General features: G+C 62.4%; 20 protein-coding genes and 1 tRNA gene. 15 read left to right on the top strand and 6 right to left on the bottom strand.

What is annotated here, in order from left to right:
• The first annotated feature begins 28 nt into the window (after positions 1–28).
• From OSJ75_RS04240 to OSJ75_RS04225, 4 genes are all read left to right on the top strand, one after another.
• Complete coding sequence (locus tag OSJ75_RS04240) at positions 29–922, top strand: MBL fold metallo-hydrolase (RefSeq protein ID WP_267227055.1); 894 nt, start codon at positions 29–31, stop codon at positions 920–922.
• The gene (locus OSJ75_RS04235; protein WP_267227054.1) at positions 915–1,922 is read left to right on the top strand and encodes an alpha/beta hydrolase; all 1,008 of its coding nucleotides are present in this window, start codon (positions 915–917) and stop codon (positions 1,920–1,922) included. Before OSJ75_RS04240 ends, OSJ75_RS04235 begins: the two co-directional genes overlap by 8 nt.
• A 182-nt stretch (positions 1,923–2,104) precedes the next feature.
• Positions 2,105–2,189: transfer RNA gene (locus tag OSJ75_RS04230), tRNA-Leu, on the top strand.
• 130 nt (positions 2,190–2,319) lie between these two features.
• The gene (locus OSJ75_RS04225; protein WP_267227053.1) at positions 2,320–3,123 is read left to right on the top strand and encodes a sulfotransferase family protein; all 804 of its coding nucleotides are present in this window, start codon (positions 2,320–2,322) and stop codon (positions 3,121–3,123) included.
• A 22-nt stretch (positions 3,124–3,145) separates the two neighbouring features.
• Here the strand turns inward: OSJ75_RS04225 and bspF are convergent, their stop codons facing one another.
• From bspF to secA, 3 genes are all read right to left on the bottom strand, one after another.
• Positions 3,146–4,456, bottom strand: coding sequence for a type IV secretion system effector crotonyl transferase BspF (bspF, locus tag OSJ75_RS04220; RefSeq protein WP_267227052.1), 1,311 nt, complete (start codon positions 4,454–4,456; stop codon positions 3,146–3,148).
• Positions 4,456–5,877: a lipopolysaccharide biosynthesis protein gene (locus OSJ75_RS04215; RefSeq protein ID WP_250019840.1), complete on the bottom strand. Its 1,422-nt coding sequence runs from the start codon at positions 5,875–5,877 to the stop codon at positions 4,456–4,458. The genes bspF and OSJ75_RS04215 overlap by 1 nt, the downstream gene beginning before the upstream one ends.
• Before the next feature lie 151 nt (positions 5,878–6,028).
• Positions 6,029–8,740, bottom strand: coding sequence for a preprotein translocase subunit SecA (gene secA, locus OSJ75_RS04210; RefSeq protein ID WP_267227051.1), 2,712 nt, complete (start codon positions 8,738–8,740; stop codon positions 6,029–6,031).
• Positions 8,741–8,967: 227 nt separating this feature from the next.
• Here secA and OSJ75_RS04205 point away from each other — a divergent pair, with 227 nt between their 5' ends.
• The 5 genes from OSJ75_RS04205 to OSJ75_RS04185 all read left to right on the top strand — a co-directional run bounded on the left by OSJ75_RS04205 (position 8,968) and on the right by OSJ75_RS04185 (position 12,841).
• On the top strand, positions 8,968–9,861 hold the full coding sequence (locus OSJ75_RS04205; protein ID WP_416362519.1) for a peptidylprolyl isomerase: 894 nt from the start codon (positions 8,968–8,970) through the stop codon (positions 9,859–9,861).
• A gap of 73 nt (positions 9,862–9,934) precedes the next feature.
• Positions 9,935–11,176, top strand: a complete 1,242-nt coding sequence (gene argJ, locus OSJ75_RS04200) for a bifunctional glutamate N-acetyltransferase/amino-acid acetyltransferase ArgJ (protein WP_267227050.1) — start codon at positions 9,935–9,937, stop codon at positions 11,174–11,176.
• 11 nt (positions 11,177–11,187) lie between these two features.
• A complete protein-coding gene (locus OSJ75_RS04195; RefSeq protein WP_267227049.1) occupies positions 11,188–11,940 on the top strand; it encodes a GNAT family N-acetyltransferase in 753 nt (250 codons plus the stop codon).
• Positions 11,937–12,350 (top strand): (deoxy)nucleoside triphosphate pyrophosphohydrolase, encoded by a 414-nt coding sequence (locus OSJ75_RS04190; RefSeq protein WP_250019835.1) that lies wholly within the window; start codon positions 11,937–11,939, stop codon positions 12,348–12,350. The genes OSJ75_RS04195 and OSJ75_RS04190 overlap by 4 nt, the downstream gene beginning before the upstream one ends.
• A 170-nt stretch (positions 12,351–12,520) precedes the next feature.
• The gene (locus OSJ75_RS04185) at positions 12,521–12,841 is read left to right on the top strand and encodes a hypothetical protein (RefSeq protein WP_267227048.1); all 321 of its coding nucleotides are present in this window, start codon (positions 12,521–12,523) and stop codon (positions 12,839–12,841) included.
• A gap of 5 nt (positions 12,842–12,846) precedes the next feature.
• Here OSJ75_RS04185 and OSJ75_RS04180 read toward each other — a convergent pair whose 3' ends face one another.
• Positions 12,847–13,740, bottom strand: a complete 894-nt coding sequence (locus OSJ75_RS04180; protein ID WP_267227047.1) for a methyltransferase domain-containing protein — start codon at positions 13,738–13,740, stop codon at positions 12,847–12,849.
• 44 nt (positions 13,741–13,784) lie between these two features.
• On the opposite strand from OSJ75_RS04180, the gene OSJ75_RS04175 reads away from it, so the two are divergent.
• The 5 genes from OSJ75_RS04175 (at position 13,785) to OSJ75_RS04155 (ending at position 18,010) form a co-directional block, all read left to right on the top strand.
• Positions 13,785–14,588, top strand: coding sequence for a ComF family protein (locus tag OSJ75_RS04175; RefSeq protein ID WP_416362518.1), 804 nt, complete (start codon positions 13,785–13,787; stop codon positions 14,586–14,588).
• 940 nt (positions 14,589–15,528) lie between these two features.
• Positions 15,529–15,798, top strand: a complete 270-nt coding sequence (gene grxC, locus OSJ75_RS04170; protein ID WP_250019831.1) for a glutaredoxin 3 — start codon at positions 15,529–15,531, stop codon at positions 15,796–15,798.
• Between the two features lie 9 nt (positions 15,799–15,807).
• The gene (locus OSJ75_RS04165) at positions 15,808–16,674 is read left to right on the top strand and encodes a carbon-nitrogen hydrolase family protein (protein ID WP_250019830.1); all 867 of its coding nucleotides are present in this window, start codon (positions 15,808–15,810) and stop codon (positions 16,672–16,674) included.
• Complete coding sequence (locus OSJ75_RS04160; RefSeq protein WP_250019828.1) at positions 16,671–17,084, top strand: DUF1178 family protein; 414 nt, start codon at positions 16,671–16,673, stop codon at positions 17,082–17,084. Before OSJ75_RS04165 ends, OSJ75_RS04160 begins: the two co-directional genes overlap by 4 nt.
• A gap of 35 nt (positions 17,085–17,119) precedes the next feature.
• Positions 17,120–18,010 (top strand): DMT family transporter, encoded by an 891-nt coding sequence (locus OSJ75_RS04155; protein WP_267227045.1) that lies wholly within the window; start codon positions 17,120–17,122, stop codon positions 18,008–18,010.
• Positions 18,011–18,020: 10 nt separating this feature from the next.
• On the opposite strand, the gene OSJ75_RS04150 is transcribed toward OSJ75_RS04155, so the two are convergent.
• Positions 18,021–18,521, bottom strand: coding sequence for a gluconokinase (locus OSJ75_RS04150; protein ID WP_267227044.1), 501 nt, complete (start codon positions 18,519–18,521; stop codon positions 18,021–18,023).
• Positions 18,518–19,285 carry an SDR family oxidoreductase gene (locus tag OSJ75_RS04145; protein ID WP_267227043.1) on the bottom strand — a complete coding sequence of 256 codons (768 nt, stop codon included), beginning with the start codon at positions 19,283–19,285 and terminating at the stop codon, positions 18,518–18,520. The genes OSJ75_RS04150 and OSJ75_RS04145 overlap by 4 nt, the downstream gene beginning before the upstream one ends.
• Before the next feature lie 191 nt (positions 19,286–19,476).
• Here OSJ75_RS04145 and OSJ75_RS04140 point away from each other — a divergent pair, with 191 nt between their 5' ends.
• On the top strand, positions 19,477–20,910 hold the full coding sequence (locus OSJ75_RS04140) for an aldehyde dehydrogenase family protein (protein WP_267227042.1): 1,434 nt from the start codon (positions 19,477–19,479) through the stop codon (positions 20,908–20,910).
• The last annotated feature ends 357 nt before the right edge of the window (positions 20,911–21,267 follow it).

Genomic DNA, 21,267 nt, shown 5'->3' with positions numbered 1-21,267 from the left:
CCGTTCACTATCAATGACAGGAGATTCCATGAGCGATCTTGGAAAAGAATATCATATTGCCGGAGTGACGGTGCGGAAGGTGCAGGAGCAATATCTGCGCCAGGTGGCACCTTCCTTTCTTTATCCGGCCGCCACGGTCGAAGAGATCGAGGCGATCGAACCCGGTCTTGCCGCGGCCGACATGGACGACGAGCGCGAAACTCTGGTCGTGAGCATTCACACCTGGCTCGTGACGACGCCCGATCACGTCATCCTGATCGATACGGGCTCGGGCAACGACAAGGAAAGGCCGCGCAATCCCGGCTTTCACCATCAGTCCATTCCGTTTCTGGAGCGGCTGCGCGATGCAGGCGTGGAGCCGGGCGATGTCGATTTCGTCATCAATACCCATCTCCACGTCGACCACTCCGGCTGGAATACCGTGCTGGAGCATGGAAAATGGGTGCCGACGTTCAAGAACGCGCGTTATGTCTTTCCGCAGACCGAACAGGAATACTACTCGTCGACGGCCAGCCACAATGACGTGAATATTCCCAGTCTTGGCGTCTATGAAGACAGTGTCTGGCCGATAATCGACGGCGGGCTCGCCGACTTCATCGACAGCACGGGCGGTTCGTTCCTGGATCGGTTCACCTTCCTGCCGACGCCGGGCCACAGTATCGGTCACATGTCGGTCCTGGTGGAAGCAGACGGCGAAGCGGCGATCTTCGGCGGCGATGTCATGCACCATCCGATCCAGGTGGAGCGTCCCGATCTCAACACTGTCTTCTGCGAATTCGCAGATCAGGCCACCCGGTCCAGACGGCGTATCCTCGAACTCGCGGCCGACAATCGCGCCCTTTATTTCTCCACGCATTTCCCCGGCTCGTCCGCGGGTCATGTCACCCGCAACGGTAACCGGTTCAGGTGGTCCTATGCCTAAAGACAAACTCACATCCTCAAGCTTTGATGCGGGCGAAATTATATTCGACGAGCATCATGTCGACAGCGGAACCGACGGCATCAAGCTCTATCTCCGCAACAAGCGCAGGATGGACCACGAGGAATTTCTCGCGGAGAAGACCATCGTGATGATGCACGGGGCAACCTTCTCGTCGGGAAGCCTTTACGATGTTCCCTTCAACGGCATGTCCTTCATGGACTATCTCGCGCATCAGGGTTTCGACGTCTTTGCGGTCGATGTGCGCGGCTATGGGAAATCGGGCCGTCCGCCCGAAATGCAGGTGGCCCCCGACCTCAACCCGCCGCTGGTGGACACCGGCACCGGCGTCGCGGACCTCGCGTCGGCTGTCGAATTCGTCCTCCGGCTGCGCGGCCTGCAGGCGGTCAATCTGTTCGCCATGTCATGGGGCGGCAGCGTGGCCGGCGCTTACGCCGCGCGCAACGGCGACAAGGTGCTCAAGCTCGCGCTGCTCGCACCGCAATGGCTGAGCGATGCTCCCATTCCGATCGATTCCGGTGGCGCCCTTGGTTGCTACAGGCTTGTTCCGGTCCATGCGGCGCTGGCGCGCTGGCTCGGCACCGCGCCCGAACATGCGCGCGAGCGGCTTGTTCCGCAAGGCTGGTTCGACCTCTGGGCAAGGTTCGTCCTTGCGGAGGAAGTGTCGGAAGCCGACAGGGAACGAGGCCATATCCGGGCCACGAATGGGCCGATACAGGATATCCGGACCTATTGGCGAGCCGGGAACCCCTATTATCAGCCGGGCGAGATTCGAGCGCCGGTGCTCTTGCTGCATGGCGAATGGGACATCGACGTGCCGCTCGACCTGGCGCGCGCCTATTTCGGCGAACTGACCGGCGCGCGCTACAGGCGCTGGGTCGAGCTGGGCGAGGCGACGCATCTGGCGCTCATGGAGAGCAACCGCATGCAGGCCTATGTGGAGATAGCGCGCTTCTTCGACGAATGCTTCGAGCCGGAATAGCAGGCGAGCTGGCGGCCACTATCGCGACCGTCGCGCCCCTGCCGGCTCCTGCAAAGCTTTCAGGGGCCGCGGCGCATGCGTGCATTCTCGCAAGAAAACCGTTCAGGACGGTTGACCGATGCCGGCCTATACATGTATTTCACTGCTCGGATCATGGCGAGCCATGGTCCGCGCTCATTGCGGCCCCCTTGGCGGAATTGGTAGACGCGCCTGACTCAAAATCAGGTTCCGAAAGGAGTGCTGGTTCGATTCCGGCAGGGGGCACCATACCTATCCACGCGCCTGAACAATCGATCGTCGGTGCCGGCCGGCGGCCCCACCGCGCACCGCACTATTTTATGACGGTTTGTCGCAATGTGTATTGCGGCAATTGGCGGCGTCGTGGAATTATTTTCCAATGAGCGAGACAAATTCCGGCGAATCTGCCCCTATCATCATTTGCGGCTGCAAGCGAAGCGGCACCACCGCCCTGGTGCGGATCATGAATGACAATGGCATCATGATCTCCAACGAATGGGCGCTGTTCGCCTGGCCGAGCTGGCAGCACAAGCTCTCCCTGCGGCAATGGCTGGAGAACAAGCGGGCGGCGGTCGATCAGGATCCGTGGCTGCAGCATTGGCACCTCAAGATCGTGCTCGCCGGCGACGAGGCCGACAAGGGTTTCGCCCCCGCGCTGCATTCGGTCTATGGCAACAGGCCGCGCTGGACCTGGGGCGACAAATGGTCGGACTATGTGTTCCACGTGCGCGATATCAAGGCGCATTTTCCCGATGCGAAGATACTCTACATCTACCGTGACGGGCGCGATGTCGCTGCAAGCATGCTCAGGAAGGGCATGGCAGGTTCGGTGGCGGAGGCCTTCCGCCTCTGGGTCGATACGATCGAGGCGTGGCGCGGCTGGGAAAAGGAATTCGACCATCTCGCCATCCGGCAGGAGGACCTGCTGGGCCAGCCCGAGCGCGTTGCCGTCGATATCGCCCGATATTGCTCGTTCCCGCTCAGGAGCGCCGATCATGCCGGCTATGTCGTGCTCGGGGCGGATGCGGAGTCGCCGGCGGACTATGTGTCGAAGAACCCGTTCAAGCACAAGGGCGCCTATCACGACCAGTTCTCCGATGCCGATATTCCGGCAAGCGCGATGCGCCATCTGCGGGCGCTCGGCTATATGGAGGCGGATGCGCTGACGGAGCCGGCAGGCTAGCGGGCGTCGCAGGGGATGGCGCCTAATCGCGTCCCGTCATCTGGCGCAATCGCTCGCGCACCAGCCGCGCCAGGTTCTGGGTGCGGCGATAGAGATGCAGCTGCGAGGCGGCCTTGCGGGCCGCGCGATCCGCTGCGGGATTGAGGCCGATCACCAATGTGCCGATCTTTTCGCGCTCGCTGAACAGGCGGGAGGCGACGGGATGATCGGGGACGGCGCAGGAATCGGTCCTGACGATGTTCGGGTCGTCGAGATGGTTCTTCAGCATTTCGACCATCAGCAGAACGCCCGGCGAAAAGGCGGCGAGCTTCTCGTCATAGGCGATCTTCCAGGTCCAGGCCTCGCCGGCCTCGACGAAGACGATGAGGATTGCGATCACCCGGCCATCGAGTTCGAGGGAATGGATCCGCACCAGGTCGCGCGCCGCGAGATTGTTGACCGCCTCGCGGGCAAAGGCGGCGCGGAAGCGATCGACGGCCATGGCCGAACGCCGCTGGCCCTTCCAGCCGCTGGCCTCGACGACGAGGAACTGCTCGAGCTTGATGCGGATATCGTCCTCGTTGCGGCTGACGACATAAGCGAGGTCGCCCTTTTCGGCGAGCCTGCGCCAAAGCCTGCGATATTCCTTGACGCGGCGGCCGCCGATTGCCTGGCGAAGATAGTCGTCGCCGTCCATGGCGCTCTGGAGGATGGGCCGTTCGACCTGGCTCGCCGTCACAAGCGGCAGGTTGCGGTCGATGGCGATGGTGCGGATCAGCTGGGCGACCGGCCCGTCGAGGCGCATTTCGGGCAGCACCAGGATGTCCGGCAGCTTCAGGTGCTTGCGGCCCAGCATGTCGAAGAGATCGTTGAGCACGCCGACCGGATCGTCCCGGTCGATGAGGGGCGTGCTCTGCGGCCCGAAAGGCGTCGCCCATGCACGCATGATCGCGCCCGACATGGCAAAGCCGGCGCGCTCGATCGTATAGGGCATGAGGAAACGCAGGCGGCTCTTCACCTCGTTCTCGTCGCGGATCAGCATCAGGCGAACCTGGCGATCGTCGAGGCGCGGCATTGCCGGCGCGAGGAAACGCGGATTGAAGAAGACGTTCGGCTCGATGGTCCGGTAGGTCAGATAGTCCAGCTCTTCGAGAAGATCGAAGCCGGCCGAGGCCGAATAGATGGAAAGCTTGCGCGGAATGTTTCTGCTGCCAAGGGGGCTGCCAGGGGTGCTGCCGAGGGTCTCCTCGATATGGCGGGTCGATTCCCGGACCGGCTCCAGGCCCGACAATTGCGCGATGATCTGCGCGGAGGGTCCCGCCGCCAATTCCTCGAGAATCGGTATAGCTGCCATCAGATTTCTTCCTTGACGGGTTCTCGATCAGAACTGCCGGCGAAAACGAACATGGTAATCTTCAGCCTGTTGCGAACCGTCCAGGCCAGGGCGGAGGCTTCGAACACCATGGACAGTCCCGTGGCGATCGCCGCTCCCGCAAGTCCGTACAAGGGTATCAGCACCATGCTGAGAGAGATGTTAACGGCCAGCGTGACCGCATAGACCGTCGCGCAGATCTTCTGCTTGCCGGCCATGTTGAGCAGGCTTTCGGCGGGGCCGATCGAGGCGCGGGCGACGACGCCGACAACCATGATGAACAGCAGCGGGTAGCCGGCCGTGAACTGCGCGCCGAAGAGGTAGAGCAGGGGCTTGCCGAGGATGAGCAGGATGATTGCCATGGCGAGCGAGGGCCAGAAGGTCCATCGCGCCGTGTCGCTGGCGAATTTCGCCAGTTGCCGGTGGTCCTGTCCCTGCATGAGCACGGAATAATGCTGCGCGGCGCCGGCCTTGACCGAGAAATAGACGAAATGCACGAGGGCGAGCAGCTTGACGGTGGCAAAATAGACGGCGACTTCGTCGGGCTGCATGAAGCGCCCCACCATCAGGACGTCGGCATTGGTCAGCAGGAAGAAGAAGCCTTCGACGAGGAATATCGGCAGCGAGACCTTGAACCATTCGGCGAAGTGGATTTCCCGCGGCCCGGGCGGAACGACCTCGGCAAAACGCCGGCAGACGATGGCGAGCTGCGTCAGCGTGGTGAGATAGGTCGCAAGGATGGCGGAAATGACGGCCACGACCGCAGTCGGCGGAAAACCGGCCACATGGGCGAGGCTCATCATCAGCAGCGTCAGAAGCGGCCTGACGATATAGGTCGGGGTCAGGGCGATCAGCGCCCAGGAGCGCGAGCGCGCCGTGCCGTCCAGCGTATCGCCGAGGGCGATCATCGGCAGGCAGATGAAGCCGATCAGGAATGGCGCGACGTAATAGGATTCGAGCGAGTCCCGCAGGGCATGGACGCCCGCGGCGCCGAGAAGCGCGATGAGCGTGGTGACGGAAACGGCGAAGGTCTTGCTGGTGAACAGGATGCCGCGCAGCAGGTCGGGCTCGTTCCTGTCCAGATATTGCGGTACATAGCGGATGATGCTGGTCTGGAAGCCAAGGCAGGAGAGATTGCCGAGGATGACGACGGTCACCCAGACGAGAACGAAAATGCCATATTCGAACTGGCCCATCCACCGCGCGAAAACCACCTGCGACAGAAGTGCGATGGCGGCACTGACGATCCTTATGGCGAAGGCGATAAGGGAGACGCGCTGTGCGACGGCCTGCTCGCCGCTGCCCTCCAGAACCTGGTCGATCCTCGCCAGCAAGGGAACCAGCCGCTGCGCCATCTTGTCGGGCAGGAGCCGGCCTGCAGTTTTGACCGCAGTATTTCGCAAGGAGCTCTCCAAATGTTGCACAACCGCAAGTTCTATAAGGGGCTAAACCTTTAGAAACGGTTCTAGCGCCCGGACGACGGTTTACAGCGCGGCGGGCTCCTCCTGCAAAGAAAAGGACCGCAGCCTTTTGAACTGCGGTCCTCTTTGTTCATCAGGCAAACGAGCCGTGGCAGTGCTTGTACTTCTTGCCGGAGCCGCAGGGGCAAAGCTCGTTGCGCCCCACCTTGCCCCATGTGCGGGGATTGTTCGGATCGCGATCGACGGGATCGACGATGCGCAGATCCTCCTCGGCCTCGTTGAAATCGTCCTGGCCGGTGGTGCCGTCGATATGATGGCCTTCCATCGCCGGCAGCGCCGGTTCCGGGGCATCGGCGGCCTCGCGGACGAGTTCGACGCGCATGAGCTGCGATGTCACGTTCTGGCGCAGGTTCGCCAGCATCGCCTGGAACAGCTCGAAGGCCTCGGTCTTGTATTCGTTGAGCGGGTCGCGCTGCGCATATCCGCGGAAGCCGACGACCGAGCGCAGATGGTCGAGATTGACCAGATGTTCGCGCCACAGGGCATCGAGGCTCTGGAGAATGACCGACTTCTCCACATAGGCCATGATTTCCGGCCCGAAGCGCTCGGCGCGGTCCGCGGCGGCCTTCTCGACCGCTTCCATGATGCGCTCCCTGATGTCGTCGGGCTGGATATTGTCTTCCATCGCCCATTCGGTGACGGGCAGGTCGAGATTGAGGATGTTGCGGACATCCTCGTCCAGCTGCTGCACCGCCCATTGTTCGGCATAGGCGCCCTCGGGCGTATGCCGTGCGATCAGGTCGTCGACGACATCCTCGCGCATTTCACGGGTGGTCTGGCTGAGATCGGAACCGTCCATCAGCTCGATGCGCTGCTCAAAGATCACCTTGCGCTGATCGTTCATGACGTCGTCATATTTCAGCAGGTTCTTGCGGATGTCGAAATTGCGTGCCTCGACCTTCTTCTGCGCCTTCTCCAGCGCCTTGTTGATCCAGGGATGGACGATTGCCTCGTCTTCCTTCAGGCCGAGCTTCTGCAGCATTCCGTCCATGCGTTCGGAGCCGAAAATGCGCATCAGGTCGTCCTGCAGCGACAGGAAGAATTTCGACCGGCCCGGATCGCCCTGACGGCCGGAGCGGCCGCGCAGCTGGTTGTCGATGCGGCGGCTTTCATGGCGCTCGGTGGCGAGGACATAGAGCCCGCCGGCGGCAAGCGCCTTTTCCTTCAGCCTTGCGATATCCTCGCGGATCGCCGCTTCCCTGGCGCTGCGCTCCTCGCCTTCCGGCATGTCGCCCAGTTCCTGGTGCGTGCGCATTTCGAGATTGCCGCCGAGCTGGATGTCCGTGCCGCGGCCGGCCATGTTGGTCGCAATGGTGATTGCGCCCGGCACGCCCGCCTGCGCCACGATATAGGCTTCCTGCTCGTGGTAGCGCGCGTTCAGCACCTGGAAATCCTTGAAGCCTTCCTTGCGCAGGCGCTCGGCGAGCAATTCGGATTTCTCGATCGAGGTCGTGCCGACGAGGACCGGCTGGCCCTTGTCCGCGGCCTCGCGGATATCGCGGACGATGGCGCGGTATTTCTCCTCGACGGTCCGGTAGACCTCGTCGTCCTCGTCAATGCGCTGCACCGGGTTGTTGGTGGGGATTTCCGTGACTTCGAGGCCGTAAATATTGCCGAATTCCTCGGCTTCCGTCGAAGCCGTGCCGGTCATGCCGGCAAGCTTCTTGTACATGCGGAAATAGTTCTGGAAGGTGATCGAGGCCAGCGTCTGGTTTTCCGGCTGGATCGTCACATGCTCCTTCGCCTCCAGCGCCTGGTGCAGCCCTTCGGAGAAGCGGCGGCCCGGCATCATGCGGCCGGTGAACTCGTCGATGATGACGATCTCGTCATTGCGGACGATATAGTCCTTGTCCTTCTGGAACAGCTTGTGGGCGCGAAGCGCATTGTTGACATGGTGGACGACGGCGACGTTCTCGATGTCGTAGAGGCTCTCGCCCTTGAGATGGCCGGCCTCCCTCAGAAGGTTCTCGAGCTTTTCGGTACCTTCCTCGGTGAAGATCGCGGTCTTCTGCTTCTCGTCGATCTCGTAGTCCTCCGGCTTCAGCGGCAGGATGAACGTGTCGATCAGATTGTAGAAGTCGGAACGATCGTCGAGCGGGCCGGAGATGATGAGCGGCGTGCGCGCCTCGTCCACGAGGATGGAATCCACCTCGTCGACGATCGCGTAATGATGGCCGCGCTGCACCATCTGCGAGCGCTCATACTTCATGTTGTCGCGCAGATAGTCGAAGCCGAGCTCGTTGTTGGTGGCGTAGGTGATGTCGGCATTATAGGCGCGGGCGCGTTCCTCGTCGTCGAGTCCGTGGACGATGATGCCATAGCTCAGGCCGAGGAAATTGTAGATCTGGCCCATCCAGTGGGCGTCGCGGCTGGCGAGGTAGTCGTTGACCGTGACGACATGCACGCCCTTGCCCTCGAGCGCGTTCAGATAGACGGGGAGCGTCGCGACTAGCGTCTTGCCTTCACCGGTGCGCATCTCGGAAATGCCGCCCTGGTGGAGGACCATGCCGCCGATCAGCTGCACGTCGAAGGGCCGCATGCCGAGGACGCGCTTTGCAGCTTCCCTGGCGACGGCGAAGGCGGGCACGAGAAGATCGTCGAGCTTGGTGCCCGAAGCGAGGTTTTCGCGGAACTCTGCGGTCTTTGCCTGCAACTGCTCATCGCTCAGGGCCGCGATTTCGGGCTCCAATGCGTTAATGGCGTCCACACGCGCTTTGTAACCTTTGACGCGACGCTCGTTTGACGAGCCGAAAATCTTGCGGGCGAGGCCGCCGAAACTGACCATCCCTGGTCCTCTCTATAATTCGTTCCATCGGCGGACCCCGGAGTGGGGCCACCGGACTGAGACCAAGAAGCTGCGATAGACCCGGGCACCACTCCCAAGGTATAAGTGCATCTTCCGCCAAGCTATCTGGACGCAAAGCCGTTGGACAGATAAGAGGGGCCTTGAATTATGTCAATGTTGAAGCGCTGCGGCCCAATGCTTCAAAATGGCCAAATTCTGCCATATTCATGGCTCGTACCGTTCCTCCCAAGGAGAAATTGATGATGACCCGTTTGCAGAATAAAATTTCATTGCTGGCCACGGCCGCTATTTTGGCTGGCGTTTCAACCTTTGCGTTGGCGCAGGAGCCGAACAAGGTGCTGGCCACGGTCGATGGCACCGAGATTACCCAGAAGGACCTGGACCAGGCTTCCGCCGATCTCGACCCGCAGATTTCGCAATTGCCCGAGGACCAGCGGCGTCTGGCCGCCCTTGCGGCCATCATCGACATCAAGTCGTTCGCGACGAAGGCCGAGGCCGAGAAGCTCGACGAGACTGCCGAATTCAAGTCGCGCATGGACTTCCTCAAGGAACGCGCGCTGCACAATGAATATTTCAAGCAGCAGATCGTCGACAAGATCACCGATGCGGACGTTCGCGCCCGCTACGACAAGGAAATCGCCGCGATGCCGGCCGAGAACGAAGTCCGCGCCCGTCACATCCTGGTGAAGACGAAGGAAGAGGCAGAGGCGATCATCAAGCAGCTCGACGGCGGCGCCAATTTCGAGGAGATCGCCAAGACGAAATCGACCGACGGTTCCGCCGCGCAGGGTGGCGATCTTGGCTATTTCGGCCAGGGGCAGATGGTTCCGGAGTTCGACAAGGCCGCAAACGAGCTGGAAATCGGCAAATATACGAAAGTTCCGGTGCAGACTCAGTTCGGCTTCCACGTCATCAAGCTCGAGGACAAGCGGGCGAAGCAGCCGCCGGCATTCGACCAGGTCAAGGAGCAGGTCAAGTCGATGGTCATCCGCGAGCGCTACATGGACCTGATCAAGAAGGAGCGCGCTTCCCTGAAGATCGTCTATGCCGATCCGGAAGTGGAAAAGGCCTTCAAGGCCGCGACGGAAGCCCAGAAGTAACGTTCCATCGAGCCCGGCATCCGTCCGGGCTCGTCCCACCTCCACGATAAGCCAGCCCATTTCGAGGTTCCAGATGTCGACATCGGTCTCCCCCTTGGCGCCCAGACATGTGCCAGCAATGCCCGAAATACAGGGTCTTCGCATTGCGACGGCGGAAGCAGGGATCAAATACAAGAACCGCACCGATGTCATGATGCTGGTTTTCGACCGGCCGGCCGCCGTCGCAGGCGTGTTCACCCGGTCGAAATGCCCCTCGGCGGCGGTTGATTTCTGCCGCTCCAGCCTTGCCGGCGGCGTGGCGCGCGCCGTCGTGGTCAATTCCGGCAATGCCAATGCCTTCACCGGCAGGAAGGGCCGCGAATCCACCGATCTCACCGCTGCCGCCGCCGCCGAGGCGGTAGGCTGCAAGGCAAGCGAGGTCTTCCTCGCTTCGACCGGCGTGATCGGCGAGCCGCTCGATGCGGCGAAGTTCAGCCATCTTCTCGGCGGCCTGGCCAAGCAGGCGGTCCCCGGCCGCTGGCAGGAAGCGGCCGAGGCGATCATGACCACGGATACCTTTCCGAAGGTGGCGACGGAAACCGTGCTCATCGGCGGCGTGCCCGTGACGATCAATGGCATAGCCAAGGGTGCAGGCATGATCGCGCCCGACATGGCGACCATGCTCAGCTTCGTCGCCACCGACGCGCCGATTGCCGCCGACGTGCTGCAGAAGCTGCTTTCGTCCGCCGTGGGCGGCAGTTTCAACTCCGTCACGGTGGATAGCGATACATCCACATCCGACACATTGCTGCTGTTTGCCACCGGCGCTGCCGCCGAGCGCGGCGCGGCACCCATCGACAGTGCCGCCGACAGGCGGCTCAAGCCGTTTGCCAGGGCGCTGGAGCGGGTGCTGAAGAACCTCGCCCTCCAGGTGGTGCGCGACGGCGAGGGCGCCCGCAAGATGCTCGAGATCACCGTTACCGGCGCAACATCGGCGAAATCGGCGAAGCGCATCGCTCTGTCGATCGCCAATTCCCCGCTGGTGAAGACAGCTGCCGCCGGCGAGGACGCCAATTGGGGCCGAGTCGTCATGGCCGTGGGCAAGGCCGGGGAGCCGGCGGATCGTGACCGGCTTGCCATCTGGTTCGGCGATATTCGCGTGGCGCGCGAGGGCGAGCGCGATCCGGACTATTCGGAAAGCGCGGCTTCGAGCTACATGAAGAACGAGGATATCAGGATCCGCGTCGACCTTGGCCTCGGCAAGGGCAAGGCGACGGTGTGGACCTGCGACCTCACCAAGGAATATGTGGCGATCAACGGCGATTATCGCAGCTGATCGGAGGAATGATGGAACTATCGCAGATCAGGCAATTCGAAGCAGCGGGCTTCCGCGCCTGGCCGGCGGCGCATGTTCATTATGATGGCAGCTGGGCGGTGCGGACGACGCCGAACCATCCGGCAAAGCGGCTGAATTCCATCAATCCGCTCGATCCGTCCGATATCGGCAATATGGAGTCGCGCATCGCCGCCGATGTGGAGCGCATGCGGCAGCAGGGCGTGAAACCGATGTTCCGCCTGTCGCCGCTGGCCCCGCCGCAGCTGGCCGCGCATCTCGCGGCTTCCGGTTGGGAGCGGTTCGACGATTCGCTGGTCATGGCCTTCGATCTTGCCGATACATTGCCGGCCGGTTCCGGCGTCGGGGTGACGAGCAATGATGTCGACGGTTTCGTCGATGCCTATCTCGTCCTGCAACCGGGCAATGACGGCCTGAGGCGCGGGCTGACCGGGACCATCGACGCGATCCAGCCGGAAAAGGCCCTGCTGACGATCGTCGATGACGGGCGCGTCGTCGCGGCGGGTATCTGCGTGCGCGACGGAGCCCTTGCCGGACTGTTCAACATCATCTCGGCGCCGGATGTGCGCCGCCGCGGCGTCGGGACGCGGCTGGTGCGGGCAGCGCTGGACTGGGCCGCGCAAAGGGGCGCGCGCAAGGCCTGGCTGCAGGTGGAATTGTCGAATGGCGCGGCGATCGCGCTTTACCATCGCTTCGGCTTCCAGGACATCTACCGATATCATTACATGCGGATGGCAGGCCGATGAGCAGTGCCCCCCTGCCGATCCTGCTGGTCACCGCCTGCGCGCTCGTCGATTCCGACGGACGCGTGCTGTTGACGCAGCGACCCGAGGGCAAGAGCCTTGCCGGCCTGTGGGAATTCCCCGGCGGCAAGGTGGAGCCGGGCGAATCGCCCGAGGAGAGCCTCATCCGCGAATTGAAGGAGGAACTGGGCCTGACGGTGAAGCCGGCATGCCTCGCCCCGCTGACTTTCGCCAGCCACGGCTATGAGACTTTCCATCTGCTGATGCCATTGTTCATCTGCAGGCGCTATGAGGGCATCGCCCAGCCGCTCGAGGGGCAGGCGCTCAAATGGGTGCGCCCGACCGACATGCGCAACTATCCGATGCCGCCGGCCGACCTGCCATTGATCCCGTTTCTGATCGACCTGCTCTAACCCCCCTCATGCTGAGCTTGTCGAAGCACGCACTATGTGGATCCAATCCATAGAGCCCGTCCCACCCGACCACACGCGCTAAATCTCCCCGTTAACCCTGATGCTTAAGGGAACTTTCACCGGTTTAAGAGAGGTTTAATCAATAGTTGTGACGTGATTTCAGGTGGGGCATGCAGCGCAAGAACGATTATCTTGACGACGATCTTCTGCAACAGAGGGGCTATAAGCGGGCGGCGGGAAGCGTGCTGCGCTGCGCCTTGCTGTTCGGCTCGGCGGCAGTTGCGCTGGCGCTGATCATCGCGCCCCTTGCGCATCGCACCAGCGACGCGCTCGTCGACGTTTCGGCGGGACAATCCATCGACCAGATATCGACCGGTTCGATCAAGCGGGCGGAACCGTCCATCTCCACGATCCGGCGCAGCGTGCTGCAGAACACGCCGACGGCGGTCTGCATCCTCGAACGCGACGGCACGAGGTCGGGCGACTGCTGAAGCCCCTAATCGGGCTCCGAGGCGGCATTCTTGAGGAAATCGGCAAGCGACGCCTTGGCCGAGCCGGGCTTCAGCGGCTTCTGCTGCGATTCGTGAGGGGCCCAGCCGGACATCCATATGAATGAGAATGTCGCCCTGATCCGGCCGTCCGGATCGCTATAGCGTTCGGCATAGATTTCCGCCACCCGGGCGAAGAAGCGCCGGGTCAGCGGCTTGCGCGAGCGTCCGAACAGGATGTTCTGGGCGCCCATGGCCCTCAGGTCGCGAAACAGCCCGAATACCGAATCATAGCGCACCGTATAGGTCTCGATATCGGCGACCGGCAGGGCGAAGCCCGCGCGCTGCAGCAGGCCGCCCACATCGCGCACATCGGCGAAGGGCGCGACGCGCGGGGCGGCGCCGCCGCTGATTTCGGCCTCGGCGGCGATCATGCACTGGCGCAGCTCGGACAATGTGTCCTCGCCCGCCATCGCCCCGATGAACAGCCCGTCGGGCCGCAGCGCGCGGCGAATCTGCAGCAGCGTTCCCGGCGTGTCGTTGGTCAGGTGCAGCGAAAGCAGCGAGACGATCAGATCGACGCTGGCGGGCCGCAGCGGCAGGAATTCCTCATCGGCGACGATCGCCGGATAGGCCGGGTCGAGCAGGGCAGGGTCGCGTTCGGCCCGGTAGATGGCATCGGCCTTGCCGCTTTGCCGCACGGCGTCGGCGGCTTGACGTCCAAGACTGGCCAGCGCCACGGCAATGCCGAACCGGCGTTCGACCGCCGAAAGCCGTTCCCCGAGGTCATCGGCGGCGCGGGCGAGAAGAAAATCGCCGGCATGGCCGTGCTGCCGCAATGCCCGCCTTTGCCTTGCGAGGAGCAGGTCCCGATCGAAAATTGCGTGGCTGTCCTTTGCCAAGTTTCGCGTCTCTTATCGCTGGTGTATGAGTAGTCCCGTGCTAAATGCGGCGTCGCCGGGAGAATTGCAATGAGGCATGGTTGAAAACTTCCCTGGCGGTGGCACGCGGTGCTTTTCTGCGGCTGGCGAATACGGCTTCCGACCTGCTGTTCCCGCCCACCTGCGCCGGCTGCGGCGAGCATCTGGCCCGGGCCGGCAGCCTCTGCGGTCCATGCTGGGCCGAGGTCCGCTTTATCGACAAGCCCTATTGCCCCGTGCTGGGCACGCCGTTCAGCCATGATCTCGGTGCCGAGATTCTCTCGGTCGAAGCGATAGCCGACCCGCCGCCATTCGCGCGGTCGCGATCCGTCGCGGTGCATGAGGGCATCATCCGCGAGATGGTCCACAGCCTGAAATATAATGACCGGCTCGATCTCGCTCCCTGGATGGCGGCGTGGCTGGCGCGGGCCGGCGCCGAGCTGCTGGCCGATTGCGATGTGATCGTGCCGGTGCCGCTGCATGCGCGCCGCTTCTGGATGCGCCGCTCCAACCAGTCCGCCGAACTTGCCCGCCATGTTGCCCGCCGGAGCGGCAGGCCTTTCGAGCCGGACGCGCTGAAACGCGTGAAGCGCACGCGCCAGCAGGTCGGGCTGGGCCTGAGCCAGCGAACGGCCAATGTGCAGGGTGCCTTCAAGGTGCCGCCGGAACGGGAAATACTGGTTCGCGGCCGCAATGTGCTGCTGATCGACGATGTCTATACGACGGGCGCAACGGTGAAGGCCGCCGCGCGCGCGCTGCTGCGATCGGGCGCGGCGCGGGTCGACGTGCTGACATTCGGCCGTGCGATAAAACAGGAACTGCCGGTCTAGATTCTTCCGCTTTTGCCATCCACTTCCCTCGCAGAATTAGAACCCTGCAAAACTCTATTCTCTTTCATGCTGAGCTTGTCGAAGGGCGCAGCAACGTTTGTGCAGTCCCTTTAGTGCTGCATCAAGATAGTACGTGCTTCGACAGGCTCAGCATGAGGGGGGTGGGTGTTTGGCAGGGTGGTAGTTCTGCGAGGTTTCAAATTTCAGCGCCCTCCCTTTCTGCAATCAAACCCAATCCCTCATCCTGAGCTTGTCGAAGGGCGCAACAACGTTTGTGCAGTCTCTTGTTAAATACGGAAAATCATCACCACGCCCGCGCAATCGCGTCTGGTCATTGAAATGGGGGGAGACGGGCGGTCTTCAGCGCGTCGTAGTGGTATCAGGGTCGAGGTCCGAAGACCGCCCGTGACGTCTTTGCCTGCTGTTGCTGCGCTTGTCAGACGCAACAACCCGGAAAACGAAGCGCTACCTCCGTTTCCATCTGCAGTTTGCTGGCCAGTCGGGGTTGTCACTTCCGACCATTCGGCAACGCCACCCTTTCCCAGCAATCGAAACAGCACCGGAAGCTGCTCCCCCACTGGAAAGGACCGAATCACAATAACCCGGTTTCAAAGTGGTGGGATAAGTTTCCATTTATCCCACCAGAGGCGACGTGTGTTGCATTACTGTTGTGGGGTCCTTCGACAGGCTCAGGATGAGGATGATTGATTTGATTGCAGAAAAGTCGGGAGCCAATATCTGAAACCTCGCAGAATTATCCCCCCTGCAAAACTCTACTCTCCCTCACCATGAGGGAGGTGGGGGCTCAGCATGATGGAAATGGAGGTTTGCAGGGTGGTGGTTCTGCGAGGTTTCATACTCAAGCTCCCAACCGATCCGGCAAAACAGCTCTTTTCGTCGCATTATTTGCTGCCTATATAGGGCTAAAGTGGAGAGTGTTATGGTTGATGTAACGATCTATACGCGAAATGGTTGTGGCTTTTGCACGGCTGCGGTGAGCCTCCTGAAGAAGAAGGGAGCGGAATTCGTCGAGCACAATGCCAGCATCGATCCATCGGCGCGGCAGGAGATGCTGGCGCGAGCCAATGGCCGGACGACGTTTCCGCAGATTTTCGTCGGCAAGACCCATGTCGGCGGCTGCGACGATCTCTATGCGCTGGAAAATGCCGGGCGGCTCGACAGCCTCCTCGCCACCGGCGAACTGGTTTGAGGTAGAAAGATGAGCGTTTTTCGAGCTGCCGCCATACAGATGCGATCCGGGGTCGATCCGGAGCGCAATGCCGCCGACCTGACCCGGCTTGTCACCGAGGCTGCCGGCAAGGGCGCCGCCTATGTGCAGACGCCGGAAATGACCGGCTCGCTGCAGCGGGACCGGGCCGCGTTGCGCGCCGTGCTGAAGGACGAGCGTGACGACGTCATCGTTCGCACCGCCTCCGAACTCGCGGCAAGGCACGGCATCCATCTTCACATCGGCTCGACGGCCATAGCGCGGGACGACGGCAAGATCGCCAACCGGGCCTTTGTTTTCGGCCCGGACGGCAAGGTGATCGGCCGCTACGACAAGATCCACATGTTCGACGTCGATCTCGACAATGGCGAAAGCTGGCGCGAATCGGCAGCCTACGAGCCGGGCCTCGATACGGTCGTCCTCGATCTGCCCTTCGCGCGGATCGGCCTTGCCGTGTGCTACGACGTCCGCTTTCCGCAATTGTTCAGGGCGCAGGCGCTGGCCGGCGCGGCGGTGATCACCGCGCCCGCGGCATTCACCCGGCAGACCGGCGAGGCGCATTGGCAGGTGCTGCAGCGGGCGAGGGCGATCGAGAACGGCGCCTTCATGATCTCGGCTGCGCAAGGCGGCGTGCATGAGGACGGCCGCGAGACCTATGGCCATTCGATCATCGTCGGCCCATGGGGCGACGTCCTGGCCGAGGCGGATCATGCCGACCCTGCGGTCATCGTCGCCGATATCGACCCGTCGCTGAGTCTCGCCGCACGCGGCAAGGTGCCCAATCTGAAGAATGCACGGCCCTTCGGCGTGATCGTCGAGAACAAGGGCGAGACGGAGAGGCTGGCCGCGGCATCATGATACGGTTCTCGCTGCATTGCGACAAGGATCACGAATTCGAGGGGTGGTTCCGAAGCAATGCCGATTTCGACGCGCAGACGGAAAAAGGCCTGATCTCCTGCCCCAATTGCGGCTCGCGCGCGATCGGCAAGGCGCTGATGGCGCCTTCGGTCTCGACCGGGCGGCAGAAGGAGAAGATTGCCGTCGCCGTCAGCCAGATGACCCGGGAAATGAAGGAACTGGCGCGCAGGATCCGCGAAAACGCCGATTATGTCGGCGCGGAATTCGCCGAGCAGGCGCGCAAGATGCATTTCGGCGAGATCGCGCCGCGCGGCATCTATGGCGAAGCGACGCCTGACGACGTGGAGGAATTGCTGGATGACGGGGTCGAGGTGATGCCTCTGCCGGTCTTCCCGGAAGACCACAACTGATCTTTTCGAAGCCAGTCCCAGCGCGGAAGCCAGCCATGCCCCTTTTCAACTCCGCGCCGGTTCTTCTCGTCCTGACGGGCGCATTCCTCGGCCTCACCCTGCCATTCGGCAAGCTTGCCTTCGCCGCCGGCATCAGCCCGTCGGTCTGGGCCTGGGTGATATCGACGGGGGCCGGCGTGGTCCTGCTGGCCGCCTATCTCTTCGCCGGCGGCCGGCCGCGTCTCGATGGGCACAGGCTGCGCTATTATCTCGTCGCGGCGCTCATATCCTATGCCGCGCCCAATGTGATGACGCTCTCGGCCATACCCCATCTCGGCGCCGGCTATACCGGCATCATGTATACGCTCTCGCCGATCTTCACCCTGCTTCTGTCGCTGCTGTTCGGCATGCGCCGCCCCAACATGCTGGGGCTGTGCGGTATTTTCACCGGTTTCGCCGGTGCCGTGGTGGTGGCGTTCACGCGCGGCCAGGTCGGCCAGCCGGCCGAGACGCTGTGGGTGATCGTCGGGCTGCTCATCCCGGTGCTGCTGGCGCTGGGCAATGTCTATCGCACGCTCGACTGGCCGCAGGATGCCCATCCGACGGAGCTTGCGGCGGGCAGCCACATCATGACGGCGATCCTGCTCGTGCCGGCCATTCTCGTCCTGACGGGATCGTTCCCGCTGGCGCCGCTCGGCAATGCGCCGCTGCTCGTATTGTTGCAGGTCGTCGCCTCGACGGCGATGTTCGCGCTGTATTTCCGGCTGCAGGCAGTCGGCGGCCCGGTCTATCTCAGCCAGATCGGCTATGTCGGCGCGGCGGTCGCGCTGCTGGCGGGAACCCTGTTCCTGGGGGAGACCTACCGGCTCTCCACCTGGCTCGGCGCGGCGATCATTGTCGCCGGCGTGTTGATGACGACGCGGGCGCAGCAGATGGCGCGCGCCTGAACCTCGCCTGTCAGCCGTTCGTCTCCCGCAGCCACTCCATGCTCGCGGCGATGATATCTTCCGGCCTGTGGGAAATATCCTGCCGCAATACCAGCGGTTCTCCCGTCGGAACCTCGAGCGTCGCCAATTGGCTGTCGAGCATGGAAAGCGGCATGAAGTGGCCGGTCCGCCTGCCCATGTGGTCGCGCAGCACGTCGAGGCTGCCATCGAGATAGATGAAGGCGAGGGGGCCGCCCGCCTCCTGCCGCAACAGGTCGCGATAGCTCTTCTTCAGCGCCGAGCAGGAGATGACGATGCCATTGTCCGCCTCGGCCAGTTCACGCCCGATCCGCCGCAGCCAGGGCCAGCGATCCTCGTCGGTCAGCGGAATGCCCGCCGCCATCTTCTCCACATTGCTTTTCGGGTGCAGCACGTCGCCTTCGACGAATGGCAGGCCAAGTCCCTTGGCGACAGCCTCGCCCACGGTTGATTTGCCGGAGCCGCTCACTCCCATCACGATCACGCGAATCATATCGAAGCCGTTATGCCCCCATCTATATGCAGGACCTGGCCATTGATGAAGGAGGATGCGTCGCTTGCCAGGAAGACCGCGGCGCCCGCAAGCTCTTCCACATTGCCCCAGCGTCCCGCCGGGGTGCGTTTTTCGAGCCAGGAGGAGAATTCGGCATTCTCGATCAGCGCCTTGTTCAGCGGTGTCTTGAAATAGCCCGGTGCGATCGCGTTCACTTGCAGCCCATGTCTTGCCCAATCGGTGCACATGCCGCGCGTCAGATTGCGGACGGCGCCCTTGGTCGCCGTATAGGGGGCAATCGACGGGCGGGCAAGCTCGCTCTGGACCGAAGCGATATTGATGATCTTGCCGCGGCCGCGGCCGATCATGTGCCGCGCCACGCTTTGCCCGACATAGAACACGCTCGATATGTTGGTTTCCAGCAATTGATGCCATTTGTCATGGGGAAACTCTTCCAGCGGCGCGCGATGCTGCATGCCGGCATTGTTGACCAATATGTCGATGGCGCCTTTTTCGGTCTCGATCGCATCGACGGCAGCGCGCACGGCGGCCGGATCGGTGACGTCGAAGGCCGAGACATGGGCCGTCAGGCCCTCGCGCTGCAATTCCTCCGCGGCGGTCCCGGCCTTCGACTCGTCGCGTCCATTGATGATGACGGCGGCGCCGTGCATCGCCAGTCCGCGGGCGATGGCGAAGCCTATCCCCTGGCTGGATCCGGTGATGAGCGCCAGTCTGCCTTCGAGACTGAACAGAGGGTATGGCATGACGGGAGTTCCTACGATAATGCACTCAGAGCGATCACATTACACGCTTTGGTCGATTCGCCTATGTGCGAGTCAACCAGGGAGTGTCGTCAGGCGATGCCGGGGAGAAAGTTCGAGCAGAATGGGAGCTGCAACTTGGTGTTGAGGCTCTCGGTACCTATACTATTGTTTCAGCCAAAGAGGATGAGAGAATGACGTTACACCAGAATCTGATTGCCGGCGAATGGGTCGGTGGGGACGCGATCGCCAATATCAATCCGTCCAACACAAATGACGTGGTCGGCGAATATGCCCGCGCCACGGCAGACGATACATTGAAGGCAATCGCTGCAGCCAAGGCGGCGCTCCCCGCATGGTCGCGCAGCGGCATCCTCGAACGCCATGCCATCTTGCGCAAGACGGCCGATGAGATCACCGCCCGCAAGGAGGAGATCGGTCGCCTCCTGTCGCGCGAGGAGGGCAAGACGCTGGCCGAAGGCATCGGCGAAACCGTGAGGGCCGCGCAGATATTCGATTTCTTCGCCGGGGAAGTGCTGCGGCTTGCCGGCGAGGTATTGCCGAGCGCCCGGCCGAATATCGGCGTCGAGATCACCCGCGAGCCAGTCGGCGTCGTCGGCATCATCACGCCGTGGAACTTCCCGATCGCCATTCCGGCCTGGAAGATCGCGCCCGCGCTGGCCTATGGCAATACGGTCGTGTTCAAGCCTGCCGACCTCGTGCCGGGCTGTTCCTGGGCGATCGTCGATATCCTGCATCGCGCCGGCCTGCCCAAGGGCGTGCTCAACCTCGTCATGGGCAAGGGCTCGGTGGTTGGCCAGGCCATTCTCGACAGCGCCGACGTCAATGCGATCACCTTCACCGGCTCGGTCGGCACCGGCAAGCGTGTCGCTGCGGCCTCCATCGAACACATGCGCAAGTTCCAGCTGGAAATGGGCGGCAAGAACCCGTTCGTCGTGCTCGACGATGCGGATCTCGGCGTCGCCGTCGATGCTGCCGTCAACAGTGCGTTCTTCTCGACGGGCCAGCGCTGCACCGCATCTTCGCGCATCATCGTCACCGAAGGGATCCATGACCGTTTCGTCGCGGCCATGACCGAGCGCCTGCAGAAGGTGGTCGTCGATGACGCGCTGAAGGACGGCACGCATATCGGTCCCGTCGTCGATGCGGGCCAGCTCAAGCAGGACGTCGATTATATCGAGATCGGCAAGCAGGAAGGCGCCCGGCTGGCCTATGGCGGCGAGCGGCTGGAGCGGGCGACGCCCGGCTTCTACCTGCAGCCGGCATTGTTCACCGAGGCGACCAACCAGATGCGCATTTCCCGCGAGGAGATATTCGGGCCGGTGGCGAGCGTCATCCGCGTCAAGGATTACGAGGAGGCGCTGCATACGGCGAACGACACGCAGTTCGGTCTTTCGTCCGGCATTGCCACGACGAGCCTCAAGCACGCGACGCATTTCAAGCGCAATGCCGAGGCCGGCATGGTGATGGTGAACCTGCCGACGGCGGGCGTCGATTTCCATGTGCCCTTTGGCGGGCGCAAGGGATCGAGCTATGGACCGCGCGAACAGGGCAAATATGCTGCCGAGTTCTATACGACGGTGAAGACGGCCTATACGCTGGCCTGAGGTCTGAAACTTTAGTCTGCCATGCTGGCGGGGCTTTTGCCCCGCCATTTTGTTTTTGTGCTGTTTCTCGGCTGGCTGCCAGCGATGGTGGGGTTGTGGATAAGTATGGATTTTGCGGGGGTGGGGCGGTCTGGCCGGATTTTCGTTGGTTTTGAGGGATTTGCGGCGGAGCAGGCGGCCCAAACGCAGCTTGAACGTGGGCCGAAAGCGGGTTTGGGCCTGGATGATAGAGGGTGATTTTGGAATAGTTGCAAAAAGGCAGAAAAAACTTGTCGGTTGGAGTTGACACTTATGAGTTAGGTTGTCTATATACGGCACCAACGAGGGCGGGACGCCGCTGGCGGTTGCTGGTTGCGC

Source organism: Phyllobacterium sp. 0TCS1.6A, from assembly GCF_026420825.1.
Taxonomy (GTDB): Bacteria; Pseudomonadota; Alphaproteobacteria; order Rhizobiales; family Rhizobiaceae; genus Phyllobacterium.
This window is presented reverse-complemented; position numbering and strand designations above follow the sequence as displayed.

Coding starts and splice junctions, on each gene's coding strand:
- OSJ75_RS04145 (WP_267227043.1), bottom strand. CDS start 19,285: ATGCCATACCCTCTGTTCAGTCTCGAAGGCAGACTGGCGCTCATCACC.
- OSJ75_RS04175 (WP_416362518.1), top strand. CDS start 13,785: ATGCGGCGTCGCCGGGAGAATTGCAATGAGGCATGGTTGAAAACTTCC.
- bspF (WP_267227052.1), bottom strand. CDS start 4,456: ATGGCAGCTATACCGATTCTCGAGGAATTGGCGGCGGGACCCTCCGCG.
- OSJ75_RS04205 (WP_416362519.1), top strand. CDS start 8,968: ATGGCTCGTACCGTTCCTCCCAAGGAGAAATTGATGATGACCCGTTTG.
- OSJ75_RS04150 (WP_267227044.1), bottom strand. CDS start 18,521: ATGATTCGCGTGATCGTGATGGGAGTGAGCGGCTCCGGCAAATCAACC.
- OSJ75_RS04155 (WP_267227045.1), top strand. CDS start 17,120: ATGCCCCTTTTCAACTCCGCGCCGGTTCTTCTCGTCCTGACGGGCGCA.
- grxC (WP_250019831.1), top strand. CDS start 15,529: ATGGTTGATGTAACGATCTATACGCGAAATGGTTGTGGCTTTTGCACG.
- OSJ75_RS04140 (WP_267227042.1), top strand. CDS start 19,477: ATGACGTTACACCAGAATCTGATTGCCGGCGAATGGGTCGGTGGGGAC.
- secA (WP_267227051.1), bottom strand. CDS start 8,740: ATGGTCAGTTTCGGCGGCCTCGCCCGCAAGATTTTCGGCTCGTCAAAC.
- OSJ75_RS04190 (WP_250019835.1), top strand. CDS start 11,937: ATGAGCAGTGCCCCCCTGCCGATCCTGCTGGTCACCGCCTGCGCGCTC.
- OSJ75_RS04165 (WP_250019830.1), top strand. CDS start 15,808: ATGAGCGTTTTTCGAGCTGCCGCCATACAGATGCGATCCGGGGTCGAT.
- OSJ75_RS04160 (WP_250019828.1), top strand. CDS start 16,671: ATGATACGGTTCTCGCTGCATTGCGACAAGGATCACGAATTCGAGGGG.
- argJ (WP_267227050.1), top strand. CDS start 9,935: ATGTCGACATCGGTCTCCCCCTTGGCGCCCAGACATGTGCCAGCAATG.
- OSJ75_RS04240 (WP_267227055.1), top strand. CDS start 29: ATGAGCGATCTTGGAAAAGAATATCATATTGCCGGAGTGACGGTGCGG.
- OSJ75_RS04235 (WP_267227054.1), top strand. CDS start 915: ATGCCTAAAGACAAACTCACATCCTCAAGCTTTGATGCGGGCGAAATT.
- OSJ75_RS04225 (WP_267227053.1), top strand. CDS start 2,320: ATGAGCGAGACAAATTCCGGCGAATCTGCCCCTATCATCATTTGCGGC.
- OSJ75_RS04195 (WP_267227049.1), top strand. CDS start 11,188: ATGGAACTATCGCAGATCAGGCAATTCGAAGCAGCGGGCTTCCGCGCC.
- OSJ75_RS04185 (WP_267227048.1), top strand. CDS start 12,521: ATGCAGCGCAAGAACGATTATCTTGACGACGATCTTCTGCAACAGAGG.